The 19,908-nt window shown below is 50.4% G+C and carries 21 protein-coding genes, 3 tRNA genes and 1 pseudogene; 5 read left to right on the top strand and 20 right to left on the bottom strand.

Annotation, left to right across the window (positions count from 1 at the left end; genetic code table 11):
* Positions 1-93 precede the first annotated feature (93 nt).
* Together ACLJR2_RS17930 and ftnA are read left to right on the top strand one after the other, a co-directional pair.
* Positions 94-429, top strand: coding sequence for a YecR-like lipofamily protein (locus ACLJR2_RS17930; RefSeq protein WP_000803229.1), 336 nt, complete (start codon positions 94-96; stop codon positions 427-429).
* A 239-nt stretch (positions 430-668) separates the two neighbouring features.
* Positions 669-1,166, top strand: a complete 498-nt coding sequence (gene ftnA, locus ACLJR2_RS17925) for a non-heme ferritin (RefSeq protein ID WP_000920619.1) — start codon at positions 669-671, stop codon at positions 1,164-1,166.
* A 45-nt stretch (positions 1,167-1,211) separates the two neighbouring features.
* Here ftnA and ACLJR2_RS17920 read toward each other — a convergent pair whose 3' ends face one another.
* The gene (locus ACLJR2_RS17920; protein WP_000377238.1) at positions 1,212-1,451 is read right to left on the bottom strand and encodes a YecH family metal-binding protein; all 240 of its coding nucleotides are present in this window, start codon (positions 1,449-1,451) and stop codon (positions 1,212-1,214) included.
* A gap of 226 nt (positions 1,452-1,677) precedes the next feature.
* On the opposite strand from ACLJR2_RS17920, the gene tyrP reads away from it, so the two are divergent.
* Entirely contained in the window at positions 1,678-2,889 is a 1,212-nt protein-coding gene (gene tyrP, locus ACLJR2_RS17915; RefSeq protein ID WP_001747700.1) for a tyrosine transporter TyrP, read from the top strand.
* A 74-nt stretch (positions 2,890-2,963) separates the two neighbouring features.
* Here tyrP and ACLJR2_RS17910 read toward each other — a convergent pair whose 3' ends face one another.
* From ACLJR2_RS17910 to uvrY, 10 genes and pseudogenes are all read right to left on the bottom strand, one after another.
* Complete coding sequence (locus ACLJR2_RS17910; protein ID WP_000781522.1) at positions 2,964-3,629, bottom strand: YecA family protein; 666 nt, start codon at positions 3,627-3,629, stop codon at positions 2,964-2,966.
* 238 nt (positions 3,630-3,867) lie between these two features.
* Positions 3,868-4,194: a glucose-6-phosphate dehydrogenase gene (locus tag ACLJR2_RS17905; RefSeq protein ID WP_000240837.1), complete on the bottom strand. Its 327-nt coding sequence runs from the start codon at positions 4,192-4,194 to the stop codon at positions 3,868-3,870.
* Between the two features lie 212 nt (positions 4,195-4,406).
* Complete coding sequence (locus tag ACLJR2_RS17900) at positions 4,407-5,846, bottom strand: SH3 domain-containing C40 family peptidase (protein WP_077905108.1); 1,440 nt, start codon at positions 5,844-5,846, stop codon at positions 4,407-4,409.
* 213 nt (positions 5,847-6,059) lie between these two features.
* A pseudogene (locus ACLJR2_RS17895) lies at positions 6,060-6,391 on the bottom strand (hypothetical protein).
* Between the two features lie 249 nt (positions 6,392-6,640).
* Positions 6,641-6,727: transfer RNA gene (locus tag ACLJR2_RS17890), tRNA-Leu, on the bottom strand.
* Between the two features lie 11 nt (positions 6,728-6,738).
* Positions 6,739-6,812 (bottom strand) — tRNA-Cys (locus tag ACLJR2_RS17885).
* Positions 6,813-6,864: 52 nt separating this feature from the next.
* Positions 6,865-6,940: transfer RNA gene (locus ACLJR2_RS17880), tRNA-Gly, on the bottom strand.
* Between the two features lie 151 nt (positions 6,941-7,091).
* Complete coding sequence (gene pgsA, locus ACLJR2_RS17875) at positions 7,092-7,640, bottom strand: CDP-diacylglycerol--glycerol-3-phosphate 3-phosphatidyltransferase (protein ID WP_001160192.1); 549 nt, start codon at positions 7,638-7,640, stop codon at positions 7,092-7,094.
* Between the two features lie 56 nt (positions 7,641-7,696).
* Positions 7,697-9,529, bottom strand: a complete 1,833-nt coding sequence (gene uvrC, locus ACLJR2_RS17870; protein ID WP_001289472.1) for an excinuclease ABC subunit UvrC — start codon at positions 9,527-9,529, stop codon at positions 7,697-7,699.
* Positions 9,526-10,182 (bottom strand): UvrY/SirA/GacA family response regulator transcription factor, encoded by a 657-nt coding sequence (gene uvrY / locus ACLJR2_RS17865; protein ID WP_000611323.1) that lies wholly within the window; start codon positions 10,180-10,182, stop codon positions 9,526-9,528. The genes uvrC and uvrY overlap by 4 nt, the downstream gene beginning before the upstream one ends.
* A gap of 311 nt (positions 10,183-10,493) precedes the next feature.
* Between uvrY and ACLJR2_RS17860 the strand changes: the two genes are divergently transcribed.
* On the top strand, positions 10,494-10,649 hold the full coding sequence (locus tag ACLJR2_RS17860; RefSeq protein WP_000546186.1) for a hypothetical protein: 156 nt from the start codon (positions 10,494-10,496) through the stop codon (positions 10,647-10,649).
* Positions 10,646-10,870: a DUF2594 family protein gene (locus tag ACLJR2_RS17855; RefSeq protein ID WP_000106483.1), complete on the top strand. Its 225-nt coding sequence runs from the start codon at positions 10,646-10,648 to the stop codon at positions 10,868-10,870. Before ACLJR2_RS17860 ends, ACLJR2_RS17855 begins: the two co-directional genes overlap by 4 nt.
* Positions 10,871-10,936: 66 nt before the next feature.
* On the opposite strand, the gene sdiA is transcribed toward ACLJR2_RS17855, so the two are convergent.
* The 9 genes from sdiA to ACLJR2_RS17810 form a co-directional block, all read right to left on the bottom strand.
* The gene (gene sdiA, locus ACLJR2_RS17850; protein ID WP_001157167.1) at positions 10,937-11,659 is read right to left on the bottom strand and encodes a transcriptional regulator SdiA; all 723 of its coding nucleotides are present in this window, start codon (positions 11,657-11,659) and stop codon (positions 10,937-10,939) included.
* Between the two features lie 231 nt (positions 11,660-11,890).
* Positions 11,891-12,643 carry an L-cystine ABC transporter ATP-binding protein TcyN gene (gene tcyN, locus ACLJR2_RS17845; protein WP_001273033.1) on the bottom strand — a complete coding sequence of 251 codons (753 nt, stop codon included), beginning with the start codon at positions 12,641-12,643 and terminating at the stop codon, positions 11,891-11,893.
* The gene (gene tcyL / locus ACLJR2_RS17840; protein WP_001158238.1) at positions 12,640-13,308 is read right to left on the bottom strand and encodes a cystine ABC transporter permease; all 669 of its coding nucleotides are present in this window, start codon (positions 13,306-13,308) and stop codon (positions 12,640-12,642) included. Before tcyL ends, tcyN begins: the two co-directional genes overlap by 4 nt.
* Positions 13,309-13,328: 20 nt before the next feature.
* Positions 13,329-14,315 (bottom strand): D-cysteine desulfhydrase, encoded by a 987-nt coding sequence (gene dcyD / locus ACLJR2_RS17835; RefSeq protein WP_001128191.1) that lies wholly within the window; start codon positions 14,313-14,315, stop codon positions 13,329-13,331.
* 153 nt (positions 14,316-14,468) lie between these two features.
* Entirely contained in the window at positions 14,469-15,269 is an 801-nt protein-coding gene (gene tcyJ, locus ACLJR2_RS17830; RefSeq protein ID WP_000761634.1) for a cystine ABC transporter substrate-binding protein, read from the bottom strand.
* A 146-nt stretch (positions 15,270-15,415) separates the two neighbouring features.
* Positions 15,416-15,967, bottom strand: coding sequence for a flagella biosynthesis regulatory protein FliZ (fliZ, locus tag ACLJR2_RS17825; protein WP_000218080.1), 552 nt, complete (start codon positions 15,965-15,967; stop codon positions 15,416-15,418).
* A gap of 58 nt (positions 15,968-16,025) precedes the next feature.
* Entirely contained in the window at positions 16,026-16,745 is a 720-nt protein-coding gene (locus ACLJR2_RS17820) for an RNA polymerase sigma factor FliA (protein ID WP_001087453.1), read from the bottom strand.
* Between the two features lie 196 nt (positions 16,746-16,941).
* Positions 16,942-18,147 carry a flagellin lysine-N-methylase gene (gene fliB, locus ACLJR2_RS17815; RefSeq protein ID WP_000659225.1) on the bottom strand — a complete coding sequence of 402 codons (1,206 nt, stop codon included), beginning with the start codon at positions 18,145-18,147 and terminating at the stop codon, positions 16,942-16,944.
* 78 nt (positions 18,148-18,225) lie between these two features.
* Positions 18,226-19,707, bottom strand: a complete 1,482-nt coding sequence (locus ACLJR2_RS17810; RefSeq protein ID WP_000079807.1) for a FliC/FljB family flagellin — start codon at positions 19,705-19,707, stop codon at positions 18,226-18,228.
* Positions 19,708-19,908 lie beyond the last annotated feature (201 nt).

Here is a 19,908-nt window from a genome sequence, read left to right as displayed (position 1 = left end):
CTTTAATCAAGGCGAATCCGTAAGTTATTCCAGCCATTGACGGTGCAAGACACGAGGTAGCATGGTCTGATACCGAATTGTCGGAGCGATTTTATGAAGCCTCTTATTTTTACTCTTTCACTGCTAGCCCTGACGGGATGCACCATTACTCGACAAGCGCAGGTCAGCGAAGCCAGCCCGATAAGCGGCATCGTGCGCCTGACGTATAACCAGCCGCTATTTTTTACTTCACGGACAGATGACTATGTATCTCACGGGACCGCAACACGCGAATGCCAGCAGATGGGCTATGCCGATGCCGTTTCGTTTGGTCAGCCGGTAGGAACCTGTAGCATTTATGCGGGCTCGTTGTGTCTGAACACCCGATTTACCCTCTCCTGGCAGTGCCGGGGCGTTGCCGTCCCGCAAATTATGCCGCTTTATTATTAAGGCGGCTGGCTTAACGCCGACACCATGTACAATGGAGGAGAGTGCAGGGTCGCTATTGCCAGCATGAAGATGCTGGCTTTCCTTTATTTTTATACCCTATACACTGGCGTTAATGCGTTTTATTCCCATTCGTATTTTTAATAATTAAATTTAATATTTTACCTTTTGCAAATAATAAAATAACAAATTATAGTGGCGCCACATTACTGTATATCTTTTGCTATTTGTGGAGCGGAACCATGCTGAAAACAGAAATGATCGACAAACTGAATGAGCAAATGAATCTGGAGTTGTACTCCTCCCTGCTCTATCAACAAATGAGCGCGTGGTGCAGCTATCACAGTTTTGAAGGCGCGGCCGCATTTCTTCGTCGCCATGCGCAAGAAGAGATGACGCATATGCAGCGCCTGTTTGACTACCTTACCGATACCGGAAGCCTGCCGCGCATTAATACCGTTTCTTCGCCCTTCGCTGAGTACACCTCACTGGATGAACTGTTCCGCGCGACCTATGAGCATGAGCAGCTTATTACGCAAAAAATTAATGAACTGGCTCATGCCGCAATGACCAGCCAGGATTATCCGACATTTAATTTCTTGCAGTGGTATGTGGCAGAACAGCATGAAGAAGAAAAACTGTTCAAATCTATTATTGATAAATTAACGCTGGCGGGAAAAAGCGGCGAAGGGCTTTATTTCATTGATAAAGAACTCTCCACCCTGGATACGCAAAATTAATCCAGCAAGTCCTTACACGGTGAGACGCGCTCTCACCGTGGCGTATTAATGGCGGCAGATTTTACTCTCATGCGTTGAAAAACCGTCCTCCACGGCAATAAACTTTCCTTTCGCCGCCAGAAACGCGACCAGTTCCGCCGCCGTCATATCTGACGCTGAACAGGTGTGAAATCGTGCCCGCTCGCCAAAGCGCGCTTTTATTGCCGCCTCCAGCGAGGTATGCGTGTACTGCTCGCCAGACTCAATCATCATGTTGAGTACTTCGTGACCGTGAATAGAATCCATAACCCCTCCTGAATAAAACTCGTAGCCTAATGTGTCCTTGTGCGAGCGACTTTGCGCTAGCGCAGGTTTGCGGCGGTTGTCCGCGTCTCCTCCCATATTCGTTTTTATGCCCGGAACTGTAAATTTTACAGTACACACATTGTAACGACCATTTGACGAAAATAGCGTAATGCCTTACCCTGCGCCGCGGATATCACCGTTCTTTGTTACCGGGGTAGTAGAAAGCGTGAAAAACAGAACTCTGGGCAGTATTTTTATCGTGGCAGGCACCACTATCGGCGCCGGGATGCTGGCAATGCCGCTGGCAGCGGCTGGCGTTGGTTTCAGCGTCACGCTGGGATTGTTGATTGGCCTGTGGGCGCTGATGTGTTATACCGCGCTACTATTACTGGAGGTATATCAACACGTTCCGGCGGATACCGGACTGGGCTCGTTGGCAAAACGCTATCTTGGACGTTACGGACAGTGGCTTACGGGATTCAGTATGATGTTCTTAATGTATGCGCTCACCGCCGCCTACATTTCCGGAGCCGGAGAATTACTGGCATCCAGTATTAATAACTGGCTTGGCGCCACGCTCTCGCCCGCTGCCGGAGTACTGCTGTTCACCTTTGTTGCCGGTGGGGTGGTATGTGTGGGCACCTCGCTGGTCGACCTTTTTAACCGCTTCCTGTTTAGCGCAAAGATCATTTTTCTGGTCATCATGCTTGCGTTGCTCACGCCACATATTCATAAAGTAAATCTTCTTACGCTTCCTTTACAGCAGGGGCTGGCGTTATCCGCCATACCGGTCATTTTCACCTCGTTTGGTTTTCACGGAAGCGTGCCGAGTATTGTGAGTTATATGAACGGCAACATTCGCCGGCTGCGTTGGGTCTTTATGACGGGTAGCGCCATTCCGCTAGTGGCCTATATTTTTTGGCAGCTCGCCACGCTGGGAAGTATCGACTCGCCGACATTCAGAGGGCTACTGGCCAGCCATGCCGGGTTAAATGGCCTGCTGCAGGCGCTCAGAGAAGTGGTCGCTTCGCCACATGTCGAACTGGCGGTCCACCTGTTCGCCGATCTGGCGCTGGCGACCTCTTTTCTGGGCGTAGCGCTAGGATTATTTGATTACCTGGCCGATCTATTCCAGCGCCGCAGTACGGTGTCCGGACGCCTGCAAACCGGGCTGATTACCTTTCTGCCGCCGCTGGCGTTTGCGCTTTTCTACCCACGTGGATTTGTGATGGCATTAGGCTATGCCGGCGTAGCGCTGGCAGTGCTGGCACTGCTCATCCCTGCCATGCTGGTCTGGCAGTGCCGTAAACAGATCCCTCAGGCGGGCTATCGTGTGGCAGGCGGCACCCCAGCGCTGGCGCTGGTGTTTATCTGCGGCATTATCGTGATTGGCGTCCAGTTTTCGATCGCTCTGGGGTTCCTGCCCGATCCAGGTTAACGCCAGGCAAAGATTACCGGGCCCGGACACCGTCCAGGCTCGATAATCATCACGCTATGGCCGTTTACGAGCCATTAATGCAGGCAGCACTGCTTAAATTTTTTGCCGCTCCCGCATGGACAAGGATCGTTACGCCCCACTTTCACCTCTGCTTTTATCGGCATCTGTAGCGGCGTCGTGTGCGGATGCGCCATCCACCAGGCATGCAGCTCAAGCGCCGCGCTACGGATAGCGTCAACGCTTTTATCGAACGCTTCCGGGCTCATTTTATCCAACAGCGCAAAGTTTTCTTCCGTGCCGTGTAAGGCAATCGCTTCCAGCGCCGGTTTTAGCGTATCCGGCAAGTCAGACCAGTCGGACAGCGACACTCCGCGCATGTAACCAAAGCACCATTCTTCAACAATCGTTAATTCATGGCCATCAACTTCTCGCAGGCCAAACAGCGGCTCGAACTGTTCTGGATAGTCTTCAAGCCGGGCGGCTGTGTCCGCCATGTGCTGGAACACCAGATCCATAAATCGCGTCATTTCTTTTTCAGATGTCCAGCGCGGTACGTACGCGGGTCCCCCCCATATCGCGACCAGCCACTGTTCCGGCTCGATGGGACGCGGAGAACTTAGTACCGCAGTAATCAGACCGTCCAGCTCCGCGACATCCAAAATGGCCTGATCGGTATTGTATTTCGTCAGCACATCATCCAGCCATTCCAGCTCGTTCTCGTTTAATGGTTCCATTTTCATAATGCTTTTCCTCAGTGATGACTTCCGCCTGTAGGCCTCTTACATTGCAGCGGATAAAAATAATTTTTTTGCAGGCAGTTTGGATGGCAACCATCAGGGGCCAGATTAACACGAAATGAGGAGGATTCCGGAAGTTAACGCACAAAAGGAGGATCAGGGCGCAGATTTTCCGCCAGGAAGCGCTCGCCCCACACAAAAGCGAGAGATAGGTTTCTCGCTATATTATACTCATGCTAACTTATACCACCGCCGCGGACAGATAAAACCGCCCTCTCAAATAGAGCTTATTTTCAGTAAAAAAGTGTTTAATGAGTTCGTCTACCGCTTCTCTGTCAGCAGAAAAGGTTATTTCCATAAACAGCGTATCGTACCCTATTTTGATATTTTTTTTCTTACAGTAAACACGGATCTCATCCTGCACACTCAGCAACGGCAGGCTAAATGTGTATAGCGGTTGCGGTTCTTTTTTCGCCGCTTTCTCAAAAACTTTAGTGACCAGATCCCCAAGATCGCGCTCCGACCGGGCACCGTTATTAAAATGCAATAAATTACGTCTTTTTACCACCCAGCCTCCAGCCAGATACCGCCAACAATAACTCTCACTTCAATGTGTGAGGCACATAATCACATCCAGAATCAGCTCCAGATAGTATTTCAAATAAACAGCCCGCACTATAGCGCATACTTTTTTCAGACACAGTTTACAGGGATACTCTCTTTATATCCACGCGCACGGTTGCCTTAATCATGTCTTCCGCGATAACACAGTTTGTCAACCTATTCTATATAACCAAGCTTAAACAGAACCTTACCAGCCAGCGATATCAGCTCAGGATTTTCAGGATAAAAACGCAGTAACGGCAAAAATACCGCCTCACCGATAATGCTCCGGCTATTAGCATGGTTTGGGCGCAATCCCCAGATATTCTGATAAGTCATCGGCACGACCTGCCCATTCATGGTTGTGTTACCGATATACAGCATAATATGCCCTGGAATATAGACCAGCGTAGTAAACGGTTTTCCGTATCTGGTGAGATAATCGATCCGCATTTGGGGATTTTTATGACTAAGATCGACCACCCGCCCAGCAGCCTCTACCTGCGCGGATGAATGTCTGGGCAGGAATATGCCAAACGGCATTAACAGGCTGCGGACTTCGGCTGAACAATCATTATAAAAGTTAAAATTTCCCCAACCGTAGGGGGCGCCGTGCATTGCTTTCATTAGCACGGCGATATTTTCCGGCGCCATTTTCCACGGCATAGCCGTAAACTCGTTACCGCTTAGCCAGACCCAATGGATAAACGCACGACCATTGCTGTCGCGAACTGGCGCCGCAATCAGGAACTGGCCCGCCCGTTGATGTCGGAACGGTAAAATAGTGCCCGGTCGCCCGGTGAAATAATAGACGCCTGCGGCATGGACAGAAACCGGCGCGTTGATAAATGCCCCCAGTTGCTTATGAGCAAGCAAAACCCACTGTGTTATAAATTTCTGATCCGTACTGGCAATATCTTCACTATGAACCCAGCCAGTTACCGCTGGTGAAACGACATATTGCCAGCGTTGGTCTTTGCTCTTCGTCAGCGTATAGACCGGCGTACCGGGACGCAGCGAAGACATTTGTAAATTATCAAACGGGTACCCCTCGCCCGCCTGACGGGGATCGTTAAAGAGCGGGTCGTCCGTTGGCAGCGCTCTGACTAAACTTTCCCTGACCATAATGCCTCGCCGGGAGGCATGATAGATATTGTCAATCTGCGTATCCGTATTCCCTCTAACCTCCTCTTTCCAGCGAGAGGTATAAAGTCTGAAGTTTTCCCCCCAATAAGCACTGCCGTCGCTAAGAAACTGCTTAATACTGGCATCCCGGGCCTGGGCTGCGTTTTTTTTCAGCAATGCGGTAATATAAAAACCATTCCACGGCGAGTGCGCTTCACTGTCCATTCCGAAATAATGAGATTTTAGTGCGCTAAAGTAGCGTTGTTGGGTAGCACTATCAATAACCGGAATAGTGTAATCAGCCGAGTCCGGAGGTATCCATTTATCAACCGACTGTGAATAATCCGCTAACGGAAAGCGTGTTTTTGTCGGGTCAATATAGCTCCCTGTGAGAATTTCATCTTTGGCTGTTGATCGGTAGGTCGTCTGGTGGCAAGCGGTGAGGCACAATGGTATCAATAAAACGGCCCAGGTTTTCTTTTGCATCATCATCTCCGTAAAGCGGGGAAAGCATAATATAGAGACTGACCAAAACCGCCATTCACGAAAACCCGAAATTATCTGTAGTTGACCTGTTATTAAGACAATATTGCAAAACGTGACTAAAGCATGATGCGGATCACATTACCTTATGATGAATATTAGTTCGCTATCTACCTTTAATTAAATTGTGCAGAAAATACCCCGGAACAGTTATATACTCGTTTAATTAGCATAAATACTCCACTGACCCGCCCCCGTTTTTTTCAGACAATACATACTGTAGCGCGTCAGTTCTACTTTTTTATATACTCTGCAAAGTCATTTTCATCGACGTAGCCAATAAAATTACGCGCATCACATGTCGAAGAGGAAAGCTCACCGGGAAGAGAGTAGGTTACGATTGCACTCTCAGGCTCATACAAAATAAAAAAAAGTAAAAAAGCGCAACCTACAATCCCAATATTAATGAAGCTAATAAATAATTTTGCATTATCGGTATATTTCACTGGCAGACCTACTCTCTTTAATAAAGCAGGCATAAAACATATCAGCATTTTTTATAGAGATTAATGGATTTTATCGGCTGATTTACCCGACGTTTAGTATTTACCAGCCATAAGTTCTTGCGGGTCGGTAGCACATAACTGCTGTACTGGCAGAAATGCCGCTACCGATGTTTTTTACTGTGTATCGCGCTGGAAAGTTCACGCTCGCGGTCGGCATACAAACTGAAGGCACAAAAAAACCACCCGTAGGTGGTTTCACGACACTGCTTATTGCTTTGATTATTCTTGTCTTTCCCATGGTACCCGGAGCGGGACTTGAACCCGCACAGCGCGAACGCCGAGGGATTTTAAATCCCTTGTGTCTACCGATTCCACCATCCGGGCTCGGGAAAAATTGGAGGCGCGTTCCGGAGTCGAACCGGACTAGACGGATTTGCAATCCGCTACATAACCGCTTTGTTAACGCGCCAAATTTTTTTTGCTTTTCAGCCAGCATCCGCTTTACGCCAATGCTTTTAAACTGGAGCGGGAAACGAGACTCGAACTCGCGACCCCGACCTTGGCAAGGTCGTGCTCTACCAACTGAGCTATTCCCGCAGTATCAAGCAACTTTGTTAATCACTTGATTTTGTTATCGTCTGGCAATCAGTGCTGCCGTTCGATGCGTTGCATTCTACTTACCTGACGCACTGAGTCAACGATATTTTTCGTCACTCACGATCGTTTGCTGAAATTTGCGGCGAAACGATCACTGATCAAGCAAATCTCCGCGTGCAGCGCTCAAATATTGCAACATGGACCACAACGTTAGTACCGCTGCGACAAAGAAAAGCGCGATCCCGGCATACTCTACCCAGATATTCGGACGCCACAAGAGCCACGCCAGCGCCACCATCTGTGCGGTAGTTTTGACTTTACCGATCCAGGAGACCGCTACACTACTGCGTTTGCCCAGCTCCGCCATCCATTCACGCAGAGCAGAGATAATAATTTCGCGGGCGATCATCGTCGCCGCAGGTAACGTCACCCACCAGCTATGATAATGCTCGGTGACCAGCACCATGGCGATCGCCACCAGCACCTTGTCGGCGACGGGGTCGAGGAAAGCGCCGAAACGCGTACTCTGGTTCCAGCGTCGCGCCAGAAAGCCGTCAAACCAGTCGGTAATCGCGGCAATACAGAAAATCAGCGCGCTGACCATCGGCGCCCAGGCGAACGGCAAATAAAACACCACGACAAAGAATGGAATCAGGATGACGCGAAACAGCGTGAGCAACGTAGGGATATTAAATTGCATAGTGACGGGTAACTATCTGTTGTCAGTGAAATTACCCCTATGTTGCTACAGTGGCCTCAATGTTTCAACGACCAGAAGATCTTTTCTGCCAGACCTTGCGAAATACCCGGCACTTTTGCAATTTCTTCTACGCTGGCGTTACGTAGCCCTTGCAAACCGCCCATATATTTCAACAGCATCTGGCGACGTTTAGGCCCAACGCCTTCAATAGTTTCCAGCGTACTGGTATTTTTAACCTTCGCGCGTTTTTTACGGTGCCCGCCGATCGCGTGATCGTGCGACTCATCGCGAATATGCTGAATAACATGCAGCGCCGGCGAGTCCGGCGGCAGGCTAAACCCCTCGCCTTCCGGTTCAAAAAAGAGTGTTTCCAGACCGGCCTTTCTGTCCGCGCCTTTGGCGACGCCAAGCAGCAAAGGGCGATGCTTATCCCAGGGGACATCCAGCTCAGCGAAAACGGCTTTCGCCTGGGCGAGCTGCCCTTTTCCGCCGTCGATCAGAATAACATCCGGAATCTTACTTTCTTCTATGGCCTTGCCATAACGCCGACGTAGCACCTGATTCATCGCCGCGTAGTCATCACCCGGCGTGATGCCCGCGATATTATAACGACGATACTCGGCGCGTAACGGCCCGTTAGCGTCAAATACCACACAGGATGCGACCGTTTGCTCCCCCATGGTATGGCTGATGTCAAAACACTCCATCCGCTTGATCGCAGGAAGTTTTAATACCGCCGCCAGCGCGGTCAAACGCTGCGTGATGGTGGACTGCTGCGAGAGTTTAGTGATTAAGGCCGTTGCCGCGTTGGTCCGCGCCAGCTTGAGATAACGGGCGCGATCGCCGCGCGGTTTTGTCTGGACATGAATACGCCGTCCGGCAAGTTCCGACAACGAATCGGCCAGCAGCGTTTTATCACTCAGATTAAAATCGAGCAGTATCTCGCCCGGTAGCGTGCGCATCTGGCTACCCTGCAGGTAAAACTGCCCGACAAAGGTTTCCACCACTTCGCCCAGTTCCGTACCGCCAGGTACTTTTGGAAAATAGCTGCGGCTGCCCAGCACCTTACCCTGGCGAATAAACAGCACATGCACACAGGCCATACCCGCATCAAAAGCCACGCCGATCACGTCGAGATCGTCGCCCGCATTGGAGACAAACTGTTTTTCCGTGACCCGGCGTACCGCCTGGATCTGATCGCGAATACGCGCCGCCTCTTCAAATGCCAGATCCTGGCTGGCCTTTTCCATCCGGGCAATCAGTTGTGTTAAGACCTGGTCGTCCTTGCCGGACAAAAACAACCGGACATACTCCACCTGTTGCGTGTACTCCTCCTCGCTGACCAGTCCTGCAACGCAGGGGCCTAAGCAGCGGCCAATCTGATATTGCAGGCAAGGACGCGAGCGGTTGCGATACACGCTGTTTTCGCACTGGCGGATAGGGAAAATTTTCTGTAACAGCGCCAGCGTTTCCCGCACGGCATAGCCATTAGGAAATGGGCCGAAGTACTCGCCTTTCGCATGTTTGGCGCCACGGTGCATCGCCAGACGCGGATGGGTATCGCCGCTCAGAAAAATAAAAGGATAGGATTTATCATCACGCAACAACACGTTGTAACGCGGTTGATACAACTTGATGTAATTATGCTCAAGCAGCAGCGCTTCCGTTTCGGTATGCGTTACCGTGACATCAATGTGTTGAATTTGCGCAACTAGCGCTTCGGTTTTACGCGAAGCCAGGTTGCTGCGAAAGTAGCTGGAAAGACGCTTTTTCAGGTCTTTTGCTTTACCGACATAGATAACCGTACCGCCGGCGTCATACATACGATAGACACCGGGTTGGCTGGTAACAGTTTTCAGGAACGCCTTTGCGTCAAATATTTCACTCACTGGCTTGTTAACGTCTCCGCATTACACAGGCCATGGCGGATTGCCAGGTGAGTCAGCTCAACATCACCATGAATGTTTAATTTACTGAACATACGATAGCGATAGCTGTTCACCGTTTTAGGACTGAGATTCAGCTGTTCTGAAATCTCATTGACCTTCTGACCCTTGGTGATCATCAGCATAATCTGCAACTCGCGTTCAGACAAACTGGCGAACGGCGTTTCCGTTTTTGCAGGCTCGATCTGACTGAGCGCCATCTGCTGAGCGATATCGGAGGCGATATAACGTTGTCCGGAATACACCGAACGAATAGCGCTCACCACCTCCTGAGGCGCAGCGCCTTTGCTGAGATAGCCAGCTGCGCCAGCCTGCATCACTTTGGCGGGCAACGGGTTCTCCGTATGGACGGTCAGCATGATCACTTTGATATCCGCTGTCGATCGGGCAATTTTACGCGTCGCCTCAAGGCCGCCAATACCGGGCATGTTCATATCCATCAGCACGACGTCAACGGCGTTAGTACGGCACCATTTTACCGCATCCTCTCCGCAGCACGCTTCACCGACAACTTTAATGCCCTTTATATCTTCAAGAATGCGTCGTATCCCTGCGCGCACCAGTTCGTGGTCATCAACAAGAAGAACGTTGATCAAAGGAATATCTCCAGAATAGGGATAACGCTACTGATAGTTAATCGCCCTTATATTAGCTGGTTTTATCTCAACTTTGAAACGTAAAAAAACACCGGGTATTCGATTTTGCTCTCGTTTTTGGAAATTATGTTGTACGTCGTGTGGCAACTGCCAACGTTGTAGCCCCTTCTGACGGCGCTGTCCCGGGCTGCTATTTCATAATGGTGACAAAAATTTCACGTTCCGCTGTCTAAACACTAATTAGGGAATCAACTTTGTAACAATAATTAACGAGTAAAATACGCGTAATAAACAAAGAATGAAGAAAATATATGCATCACGCAGCAACGTTTATTTTGTGGGTAACCCCTCCGCTTTTTGATCAAAAAACAACCACTGCTATTTTTAGCGTAGCTTATGGTATACTCCGCCGCCTTAACATCTGCTATCGCACATTTTCACTGAAACATAACGAGGAAAATAAATGAGTACGCCTGATTTTTCCACCGCTGAGAATAATCAAGAACTGGCTACTGAAGTCAACTGCCTGAAAGCCATGTTAACGCTGATGCTGCAGGCGATGGGCCAGGCCGATGCAGGGCGCGTGATTCTTAAAATGGAAAAACAGATCGCGCAGATGGATGATGAAGCACAAGCGGCGGTATTTTCCAGTACGGTTAAGCAAATTAAACAGGCTTACCGCCAGTAGTAAAAAACCGGCTGTTAGCATCGCTTTCAGCCGGTTTCGCGTCTGGCGCGAAGCATCGTCAGCACGTCATATCAGACCTGTCGCCGCAGCGTAGCAGGCAATCTGTGTTTTATTGGGCGCATTGAATTTCTTCTGCATGTTTTTCTGATGGAAGTTAACGGTATTTTCAGAAATCGACAGAATAATGGCGATCTCCGATGAGGTCTTCCCTTCCGCCGTCCACTTCAGAATCTCTTTCTCACGTTTACTGAAACGCATCTCAGGCGCCATCACCATGTCGTCTTCAAATCTTGTCAGCGCCGAAAGACTCTCCCGCGCCAGCAGTTGCAACCTCAGCTCCACTTCATCGTAGGTAAACGAGGAGCAGCGTAAACTGCTACGAGAGAAAGATAAAAAGCCCAGCGCCCGGTTCGGCAACATCACACACTGGGTTACGCCTCTGCGTAATCCGAAACGCTGGGCGGCATCCCACATCGCCTGCGCTTCATGAAATAGCACGTCATCCCAATGTAAATGACCCTGTCTGAAATTTTCCGGCTTTAATACCGGATCGATCGCGAAATAGTTTTCGGACTGATAATGCGTTACCCACGCCGGAGGATAAGTGGTACGAAGCGATATTTTAGGCCGGGTAAAGGGGACGGGATGACGAACACACAGGGCATAATAATCAAATTCCAGCCGCTGTGTCTGATATTGCAATTCAGTATAAACATCCTCTGCTGCCGCCATCTCCTGAAAGCGTAACAACATTGCGCGTCGCCAGGTGAAGAAATCATTTTCCTGCATATTTTATGGTCACGCCTTTGATATTGATAATCATTATTATGAATAACTTAAATTAACACATAAATAGTGTTTATATATAAGAAATATCGGACGAAACGTAGAATACTTGAGCGGCATTACACTTTTTGGCTTCCGCCTGAGAGCGAGGTTAATAATCTGGCAGAATGACTTCATAATTATTCATTGCGCTCGCCCGAGGCACGGCTAATTCGGACGAGCGTTGAAAAGGTATTATTTCACTAAAAATTTCTCAAGGAACTGGCGGGTACGCGGATGCTGAGGGTCGGCGAACAAGGTTTTCGCCGGCCCCTGCTCAACGATTTGCCCCTGATCCATAAATATCGCCCGGTCAGCCACGTCACGCGCAAAGCCCATTTCGTGAGTAACGATCACCATCGTGCGCTTTTCCTGCGCCAGCTGGCGAATCGTATTAAGCACCTCGCCGACTAATTCAGGATCAAGCGCCGACGTCGGCTCATCAAACAGAATCACTTCCGGGCGCATCGCCAGCGCACGCGCAATCGCCACGCGCTGCTGTTGCCCGCCCGACAGGCGGCGCGGATAACGGGTCTCTTTACCGGCCAACCCGACTTTGGCTAACAGTTCCCGCGCCAGCGCCGTCGCCTCGGCTTTCGGCTCTCCCTTTACAATCACCGGACCTTCAATGATATTTTCCAGCACGGTACGATGCGGGAACAGGTTAAAACTCTGAAAGACAAAGCCGACATGCTGACGCAACTGGCGAATCAACCCTTTTTGCTGGCTGAATGGGCGGGCGGTATCGATGATAATATCGCCCACTTTAATGGTGCCCGCTTCCGGTTGTTCCAGTAGGTTAATACAGCGTAATAACGTTGTCTTCCCTGAGCCGCTCGGGCCGATAATGGCGACGACTTCTCCGGGCTTCACCTCAAGGTCAATACCGTGCAGCACCGTTTGACCATGAAATTTTTTGACCAGGTTGGTGACTTCGATCGCACTCATTTTGGCTCTCTCTCCTGGCGGTTAAGCTGGTTTTCAAAATAGTTTTGCAGTGCCGATAAGACGGTCGCCATTACCCAGTAGATTAACGACGCGGCCAGATACATGGTAAACACCTCCAGCGTTCGCGAGGTAATTAACTGCGCCTGGCGGAACAACTCCGGCACCTGAATCGTCGCGGCGAGCGACGTATCTTTCACCAGGCTGATAAAGCTGTTGCTCAACGGCGGAAGCGCGACGCGAGCCGCCTGCGGCAAAATAGCGCGACGTAGCGTTTGCCACGGCGTCATGCCAATGCTCGCCGCCGCTTCCCATTGTCCCTTGTCGATAGCCGAGATCGCCGCGCGCAGCGTCTCGGACGTGTAAGCCGCGGTATTGAGCGATAAACCAATCATCGCCGCCGGGATAGGGTCCAGCTCAATACCAAATTGCGGCAGGCCGTAATAGATCATAAATAACTGGGCGATAAGCGGCGTACCGCGAAAAATCGAGATATAAAAGCGCGCCAGCCAGCGAACCGGCCATAGCGGAGACATCCGCATCAGCGCCAGCACAAATCCCAGCAGCAGACCAAAAAACATACCGCCAATACTCAGTTGCAGGGTAAAGACGGCGCCTTTAAGCAAATACGGCAGCGATTCAATAACCAGTTGGATACTTTCTTGCATTCGCGTTGATTACCTGGAGGTTATACATGAGGATGGTAGGCAAACAGCGCAGGCGCCCCACCGGTGTGAATAAAGAGAATCGGCCCGTCATCGTTAAAGCGTTTCTGGCTGATGCCGTCTATCAGACCCGCCATCGCTTTACCGGTATATACCGGATCCAGCAGCACCCCCTCCAGGCTCGCCAGCAGTTTCACCGCCTCCATCCCCACGTCATTTGGCACGCCGTAACCCGGGGCAAAATAGTCATCCCATAAATGAATATCCGCCGTCGCCGTCAGCGCCAGCTGACCGGCAATAGCCTGCTGCAAGGCAATCACTTTGGGTTTCTGCTCGGCGACAGAACGTGAAACGGTCACGCCAATCAGTTCGACATCCGGCATCAGATGTTCCAGCCCGACAGCTAACCCGGCGTGCGTTCCGGCGCTGCCGGAGGCCACCACCACCGAAGAGAGCCCGACGACCTCTTCACACTGCTGGGCGATTTCCAGGGCGCTCTCTACGTATCCCATTGCCCCCAGCGCGCTGGAGCCGCCGACCGGAATCACATAGGGCCTGAACCCTTGCGCTTCAATGCGCGTCGCCAGCGTTTGCAGCTGCGCATCCGGATCGGTTAGCGCATCGCACATCTCAATTTGCGTATTAAATAAATCCAGTAACAGGCGATTACCATTCGTCAGGTAATTTTCCGCGGTGGTACCGATTGGATTTTCCAGCAAGGCGACGCAATGCAGTCCCAATTTGGCCGCGACTGCCGCCGTCTGACGGACATGGTTCGACTGAATCGCCCCTGCGGTTATCAGCGTATCCGCCCCTTCTCGCAGCGCGTCGGCCACCAGAAACTCCAGCTTGCGCAGTTTATTGCCGCCCATTGCAATGGGCGTAACGTCATCGCGCTTAATGTAAATCTCACGGCCAAGATAATCAGACAATCGCGGCAGGTATTCGAGCGGGGTCGGCGCGCCAATAAGCTCCAGGCGAGGAAAGCGCGTTAAGTGATGTAGTGGCATTGAGCCTCCGGTAACGTTGTGGTGTGTTCTTTTTATTATGCACGTTGATCTAACGGAAATAAAAAAGGCGCCGATTCACGCGCCTCCGTTTGCTGACATAGTATGAGGTTGATATTGCCCGGCGGCGCACTGCCTGCCGGGCAACGTAGAGCATTATTGGGTCACGTCAGCGCCAAACCATTTTTCAGAGAGCGCTTTTAAGGTGCCATCTTTTTGCATTTCCGCAATGGCGTTATCTACCGCCTTCAGCAAGTCTTCGTTGCCTTTACGTAACGCAACGCCGGACTCCTGACGCGAAAACGCATCACCGGTGACGGCCAGCGTACCTTTGGTTTTTTTCACCAGATCCAGCGCCGCCAGACGATCGACTAAAATCGCGTCAATACGGCCTACGCGCAGATCCTGATATTTTGTAGGATCATCGTCATAGGTACGGATATCCACGCCCTGCACATGTTGACGTAGCCACTCTTCATAGTTAGTCCCCAGCCCAACGCCGACTTTTTTGCCCTGCAGATCGGCAGCCGTTTTGATCGTGCCTTCATTGCCTTTTTTCACCAGCGCCTGAACGCCGGAGACAGTATAAGGCGTAGAGAAATCATATTTTTTCTTGCGGACGTCTGAAATCGTGACCTGGTTTATCACCACATCAATGCGTTTAGCGTCCAGCGACGCCAGTATTCCGTCCCATTTGGTCGGCTTCAACGACGCTTTAACGCCCAGATGTTTTGCCAACGCCTCGGCGAAATCGACTTCAAAACCGGTTAACTTGCCGTCTTCGCCCTGAAAGCTAAACGGCGGATAGGTACCTTCCAGCCCTACCAGCAGCGTGCCGCGTTCTTTAACTTTGTTCAGCAAACCCTCATCGGCAAAGCTCTTCGCGCTCATTCCCGCCACCAGCGCTACAGCCATTACTCCCATCAGTGCCTGACGTCCCAGCAGTGCTAATTTCATAGTAACCCCGAATATTGCCGTTAATGACCATAGACTGTGTCCCGCCATGGCGCATCGTCACGTCTCGCGAACCTTTGGGGGACTCAGCCTAATGTAGAAGGTTTGCCACGTTTCACCAACACGACTCTGCTACATCTTATGCTTTTTTAATATATATCAGAACTGGCGGTAAAGGGGGATTTCTGTCTGGGCGCAATCTGCTGATGCGCTTTATATTGCTGGTATTTACGTAGTGCGATACGGTAATTATTGGTGCTGGTTTCCGGCAACCATGGCGCCAGGCTTTCATCGAGAAAACCGTCCTGCAGCAGATCGTGGGAAATGTTTTGCTCGCTGAGGTAATTGCCAAGACGTCGTAAACGCACGACATATTCCCGCACCGTGCCATGGCTCATCTCGGTTTGTTCAAACAAATACTGTTTGAAACCGATAATATCGAAAAAATCACTCTGCTTTTTGCAGTGCAAATCGCCGCAAAAGCGACATAGCGCCACCCACTCCTTCTGCTCCCGCTGCCAGGCAGCGTCGTCAAGTAGCATATCCAGCTGTGAAATAGCGATTTTATTAACGATCTTGCCACGGCGAACCAGCGTAATGCGGTCGAGCAGCTTGTGACAATGCGCGCAATGCGTCTGGCTGTGTTTAAAGTCTTTAAGATAGCGGCTCAAGGGCCGCCTTTTAGGTTGCTGCACCGTCATGAGAACTCCTGGTAGTCTATACGTTGTGCGGCACTTTTCGGGTGCGACCATGCGCGACCTATAACTTACCCAGTTTGGTGCGTAATCGTTTGATGGCCTGACTATGCAACTGGCTGACCCGCGATTCGCCGACTTCCAGTACCGCGCCAATCTCTTTGAGGTTGAGCTCTTCCTGGTAATACAGCGTTAACACCAGTTGCTCGCGTTCCGGCAGCGATTCAATCGCGTCCATTACCCGCTGTCGCAGGTCGCCCTCCAGCAGTTGATGTAACGGGTTTTCCTGTTGATGTTCTTCAGTCACCAGTTCGATGCTATCGCCATGCTCTTCCCGCCACTCATCGTAAGAGAAAAGTTGGCTGTTGTTGGTATCGAGCAACATCTGACGATACTCCGCAACAGGGATGCCAAGACGTTCCGCCACTTCGGTTTCCGTCGCATTACGCCCCAGTTCCTGCTCCAGTTGTCCCATCGCCTGCGCCACTTCGCGGGCATTACGCCGGACGCTACGCGGCACCCAATCGCGGCTGCGTAATTCATCCAGCATCGCCCCACGAATACGCTGCACTGCGTAAGTGGTAAATGCCGTTCCTTGCAAAGCGTCATATCGGTCGACCGCATTTAATAACCCGATGCCGCCCGCTTGTAGCAGATCGTCCAGTTCCACGCTCGCCGGCAATCGCACCTGCAGGCGCAATGCTTCGTGACGCACCAGCGGTACATAACGCTGCCACAGCGAGTGTTTATCCATTACACCTTCAGCGGTATACAGTGAATTCACGATAAACAGCCCTGCGTTAAATGAGTTATCGGCATGATTATCCGTTTCTACAGAGGGTTCTATCGAAGGAATAAGGCTATAAAAGAAGGGTTATTTCACTTATGTAACCTGTAGCGCCTTTTTAGCGGCTCAAAGAGCAGAATAAAATCAGCCAGATAGGATAAACGGGATGCGCAAAAGCCCACCCCGAACAAAACTATGTCAGAAGATGAATCATCGACAGATCGTCGCCAGTACGCACCGTTTCTATATGGTGATGAAAATTCTTCGCCACCTCGCTGTTATGCTGGCTGCGGGAGTGAAAACTATACACAATATTAGTAACGTCATCCCACTCAAGCCGCCCGCGCTCATGCACGCTGGCTGCCGTTAATAGCTTAATAAAGGCATATTCCGCCACGATAATATACAGCGCGCGTAACGGGTCGACATTCGGCTGGTTGGGGAAATTATTTTCCCAAATTTTATAGAGAATTAAATTTCTGAAGGCCCAGTTCTTCTGCTGCTCATCCGCCTGTAGACAGCGCGCTAATGAGGACTCAATATCGCTCACCTTCTGCTCCATTGAAACGCCCTCTTCCGCCGTCAGCACCCGCAGAAGGCACTGGATGTAGTGATCGAGGATAACACTGCCACGATTAAGCGGGAGCGAGCGGAAATAGTCCTGCATCTGCAATACCAGCGAGGTTTTTACCTTGCTATCCGGCGCGATATTCATTAACTCCTGCGCCAGCACGCCGGTCTGCAACTGCTCAAGTAGCGCAGCATACACCTGTTCCAGTTCACCCAGCGCCGCATCATCAATTTTGGCAAATTTCTGCGTATACATGACAAATTTTATTAACGCATAGAGCGCCGCTTCCGTACTGCTGTTGGCATGGTTGATCAAACTCAGGCAAAACAGATTGAGTAACTTTTGCTGCGCTGGGAATAACGGCGCAGTATTGAATGTCTGCTGAATGATTGTTTTTTCGCCGAGCGCCATCGCGTCAGGATCGTTTAAAATGCGGGACGTCACCTCCGGGCAGGCAAGACTCAGGGAGTTACGTACCTCATTTTTGTAGGTATGATACGCCCGCGGGAAAGAGGAACAGGTATGACTTAATGCCTTTGCGCCTAACGTTTTTTGTACCCGGCACAGACGGTCCTCATCCAGATAAGGGCAATTCCCCAGCGCCGAAGGCAGCTTAATTTCGCCCCAGTGGCTGTTGTTCTTTTTCAGCAGGATAATATGGTCTTGCGCGATGGTACGAATCGTCGCGTCTTTACTGGCGAGATACTTTTTAACCGTCGTCTTATCCAGCGTGATTTTCCAGCCCTTACAACAGTGGTCGCGACAGGCCGAGCCAGAACAGGAAAAGCGGGTGACAAAGGCAGGTTCAGTGACGGTGATTTCTTTCATTACACAGGCTCCGGAATTAAAAAAGGCAGCTTTCGCTGCCTTGATTGTGTACCACGTGTCGGTGAATCAATCGCCGGATTAACGCAGTAAAGAGAGGACGTTTTGCGGAACCTGGTTCGCCTGCGCCAGAACGGAGGTACCGGCCTGCTGCAGAATCTGCGCGCGAGACATGTTGGAAACTTCGGTCGCGTAGTCGGAATCTTCGATACGGCTACGGGCAGAAGACAGGTTATTTACGGTGTTGCCCAGGTTGGTGATAGCGGAGTTGAAACGGTTCTGAACCGCACCCAGGTCAGAACGTAACGTGTCAACCTGTGCCAAAGCAGCATCAATTTTCTGCAGCGGGTTTTCGGTGGTTGTAGCAGCCGCTTCCGCCAGATCAGGCTGTGCTTTAAAGTTGTGACCTTCGGCTTTACTTGCAGCGTAAGTTTTACCACCAATAGAAACAACTTCGGTTTTGCCGTCTGCGCCACCCAGTTTGTTTAGTGCAGTTTTGGATGTACCGTCATCTGCAGTGTATTTCGTAGTATTAATACTTATGGAACCATCTTTATTTTGAGTTGCAGAATAGTAATCATCGCCTACCTTAACTGCTAAACCACCATCAATAGTTTTACCGTTATTATCAGTATAAGACATCTTAACAACAGATGCTGTGCCAGCCGCTGCAACACCCGCTGCTGTCAATGCGGCTTTGGCCTCTGTCAAATCAGCGTTTTCTTGCTGAGTTTGTTTAACATCTTTTGTTGCAGTTGAAGGGAAGCCAGCAGTAATTGGTCCTGTTGGTGTGCCAGTTAAAGTGACTTTTCCATCGGCTGCAACTGTTACTTCATAAACACCATCTTTAGCCGTAGTACCTGAAACATCAGCGTAATATTTTCCAGTAGTATCATCAAACTTCAGATCACCAGTAATAGCAGGAGTACCACCTAAGGTAGTTGCTGATGCAGCAAACGTAGATTTGTCAATAGCAGTAGCAGAATCTGTATAGCCTGTAACAGTTGCAGCCGTATCGCTGACCTTATATTTTTGTTGCACATTCAGCGTATCCAGACCCAGGGTCTGAGAGTTGATCTGCTTCAGATCGATATCGATAGTTTCACCGTCGTTCGCGCCAACCTGGATGGTCAGGGTGTTGTCCTGCGCCAGGACTTTCACGCCGTTGAACTGAGTCTGGCCGGATACACGGTCGATTTCGTTCAGACGCTGGGTGATTTCAGCCTGGATGGAGTCAAGGTCAGACTGGGAGTTGGTGCTGTTAGCAGACTGAACCGCCAGTTCACGCACACGCTGCAGGTTGTTGTTGATTTCGTTCAGCGCGCCTTCAGTGGTCTGCGCAATGGAGATACCGTCGTTAGCGTTACGGGAAGCCTGAGTCAGGCCTTTGATGTTCGCGGTGAAACGGTTAGCAATTGCCTGACCTGCCGCATCGTCTTTCGCGCTGTTGATACGCAGACCGGAAGACAGACGCTCGATAGCGGTACCCAGAGCAGACTGGGATTTGTTCAGGTTATTCTGGGTCAACAGCGACAGGCTGTTTGTATTAATGACTTGTGCCATGATCTTTTCCTTATCAATTACAACTTGATGTTATTGGGCTGTTGCCCACGGTTTCTCACCGTAACCCTTGTATCGGCACCTGAATTTCGAACTTTAGAAAATTTTTCACTTCCCCCGATCTTTTTCTTAGGCGGCGAAATAGCCGCTTTATGCATCATTATTCCGCGCATTATTTTTGCAAAATTATCATTAAACTTTGCC

The organism is Salmonella sp. SAL03688, from assembly GCF_046551895.1.
In the GTDB taxonomy this organism is placed as follows: Bacteria; Pseudomonadota; Gammaproteobacteria; order Enterobacterales; family Enterobacteriaceae; genus Salmonella; species Salmonella enterica.
This window is presented reverse-complemented; position numbering and strand designations above follow the sequence as displayed.

Coding starts and splice junctions, on each gene's coding strand:
- ACLJR2_RS17930 (WP_000803229.1), top strand. CDS start 94: ATGAAGCCTCTTATTTTTACTCTTTCACTGCTAGCCCTGACGGGATGC.
- ftnA (WP_000920619.1), top strand. CDS start 669: ATGCTGAAAACAGAAATGATCGACAAACTGAATGAGCAAATGAATCTG.
- ACLJR2_RS17920 (WP_000377238.1), bottom strand. CDS start 1,451: ATGGATTCTATTCACGGTCACGAAGTACTCAACATGATGATTGAGTCT.
- ACLJR2_RS17910 (WP_000781522.1), bottom strand. CDS start 3,629: ATGAAAATGGAACCATTAAACGAGAACGAGCTGGAATGGCTGGATGAT.
- ACLJR2_RS17900 (WP_077905108.1), bottom strand. CDS start 5,846: ATGATGATGCAAAAGAAAACCTGGGCCGTTTTATTGATACCATTGTGC.
- pgsA (WP_001160192.1), bottom strand. CDS start 7,640: ATGCAATTTAATATCCCTACGTTGCTCACGCTGTTTCGCGTCATCCTG.
- ACLJR2_RS17860 (WP_000546186.1), top strand. CDS start 10,494: ATGCATCACGCAGCAACGTTTATTTTGTGGGTAACCCCTCCGCTTTTT.
- ACLJR2_RS17855 (WP_000106483.1), top strand. CDS start 10,646: ATGAGTACGCCTGATTTTTCCACCGCTGAGAATAATCAAGAACTGGCT.
- sdiA (WP_001157167.1), bottom strand. CDS start 11,659: ATGCAGGAAAATGATTTCTTCACCTGGCGACGCGCAATGTTGTTACGC.
- tcyN (WP_001273033.1), bottom strand. CDS start 12,643: ATGAGTGCGATCGAAGTCACCAACCTGGTCAAAAAATTTCATGGTCAA.
- tcyL (WP_001158238.1), bottom strand. CDS start 13,308: ATGCAAGAAAGTATCCAACTGGTTATTGAATCGCTGCCGTATTTGCTT.
- dcyD (WP_001128191.1), bottom strand. CDS start 14,315: ATGCCACTACATCACTTAACGCGCTTTCCTCGCCTGGAGCTTATTGGC.
- tcyJ (WP_000761634.1), bottom strand. CDS start 15,269: ATGAAATTAGCACTGCTGGGACGTCAGGCACTGATGGGAGTAATGGCT.
- fliZ (WP_000218080.1), bottom strand. CDS start 15,967: ATGACGGTGCAGCAACCTAAAAGGCGGCCCTTGAGCCGCTATCTTAAA.
- fliB (WP_000659225.1), bottom strand. CDS start 18,147: ATGAAAGAAATCACCGTCACTGAACCTGCCTTTGTCACCCGCTTTTCC.
- ACLJR2_RS17810 (WP_000079807.1), bottom strand. CDS start 19,707: ATGGCACAAGTCATTAATACAAACAGCCTGTCGCTGTTGACCCAGAAT.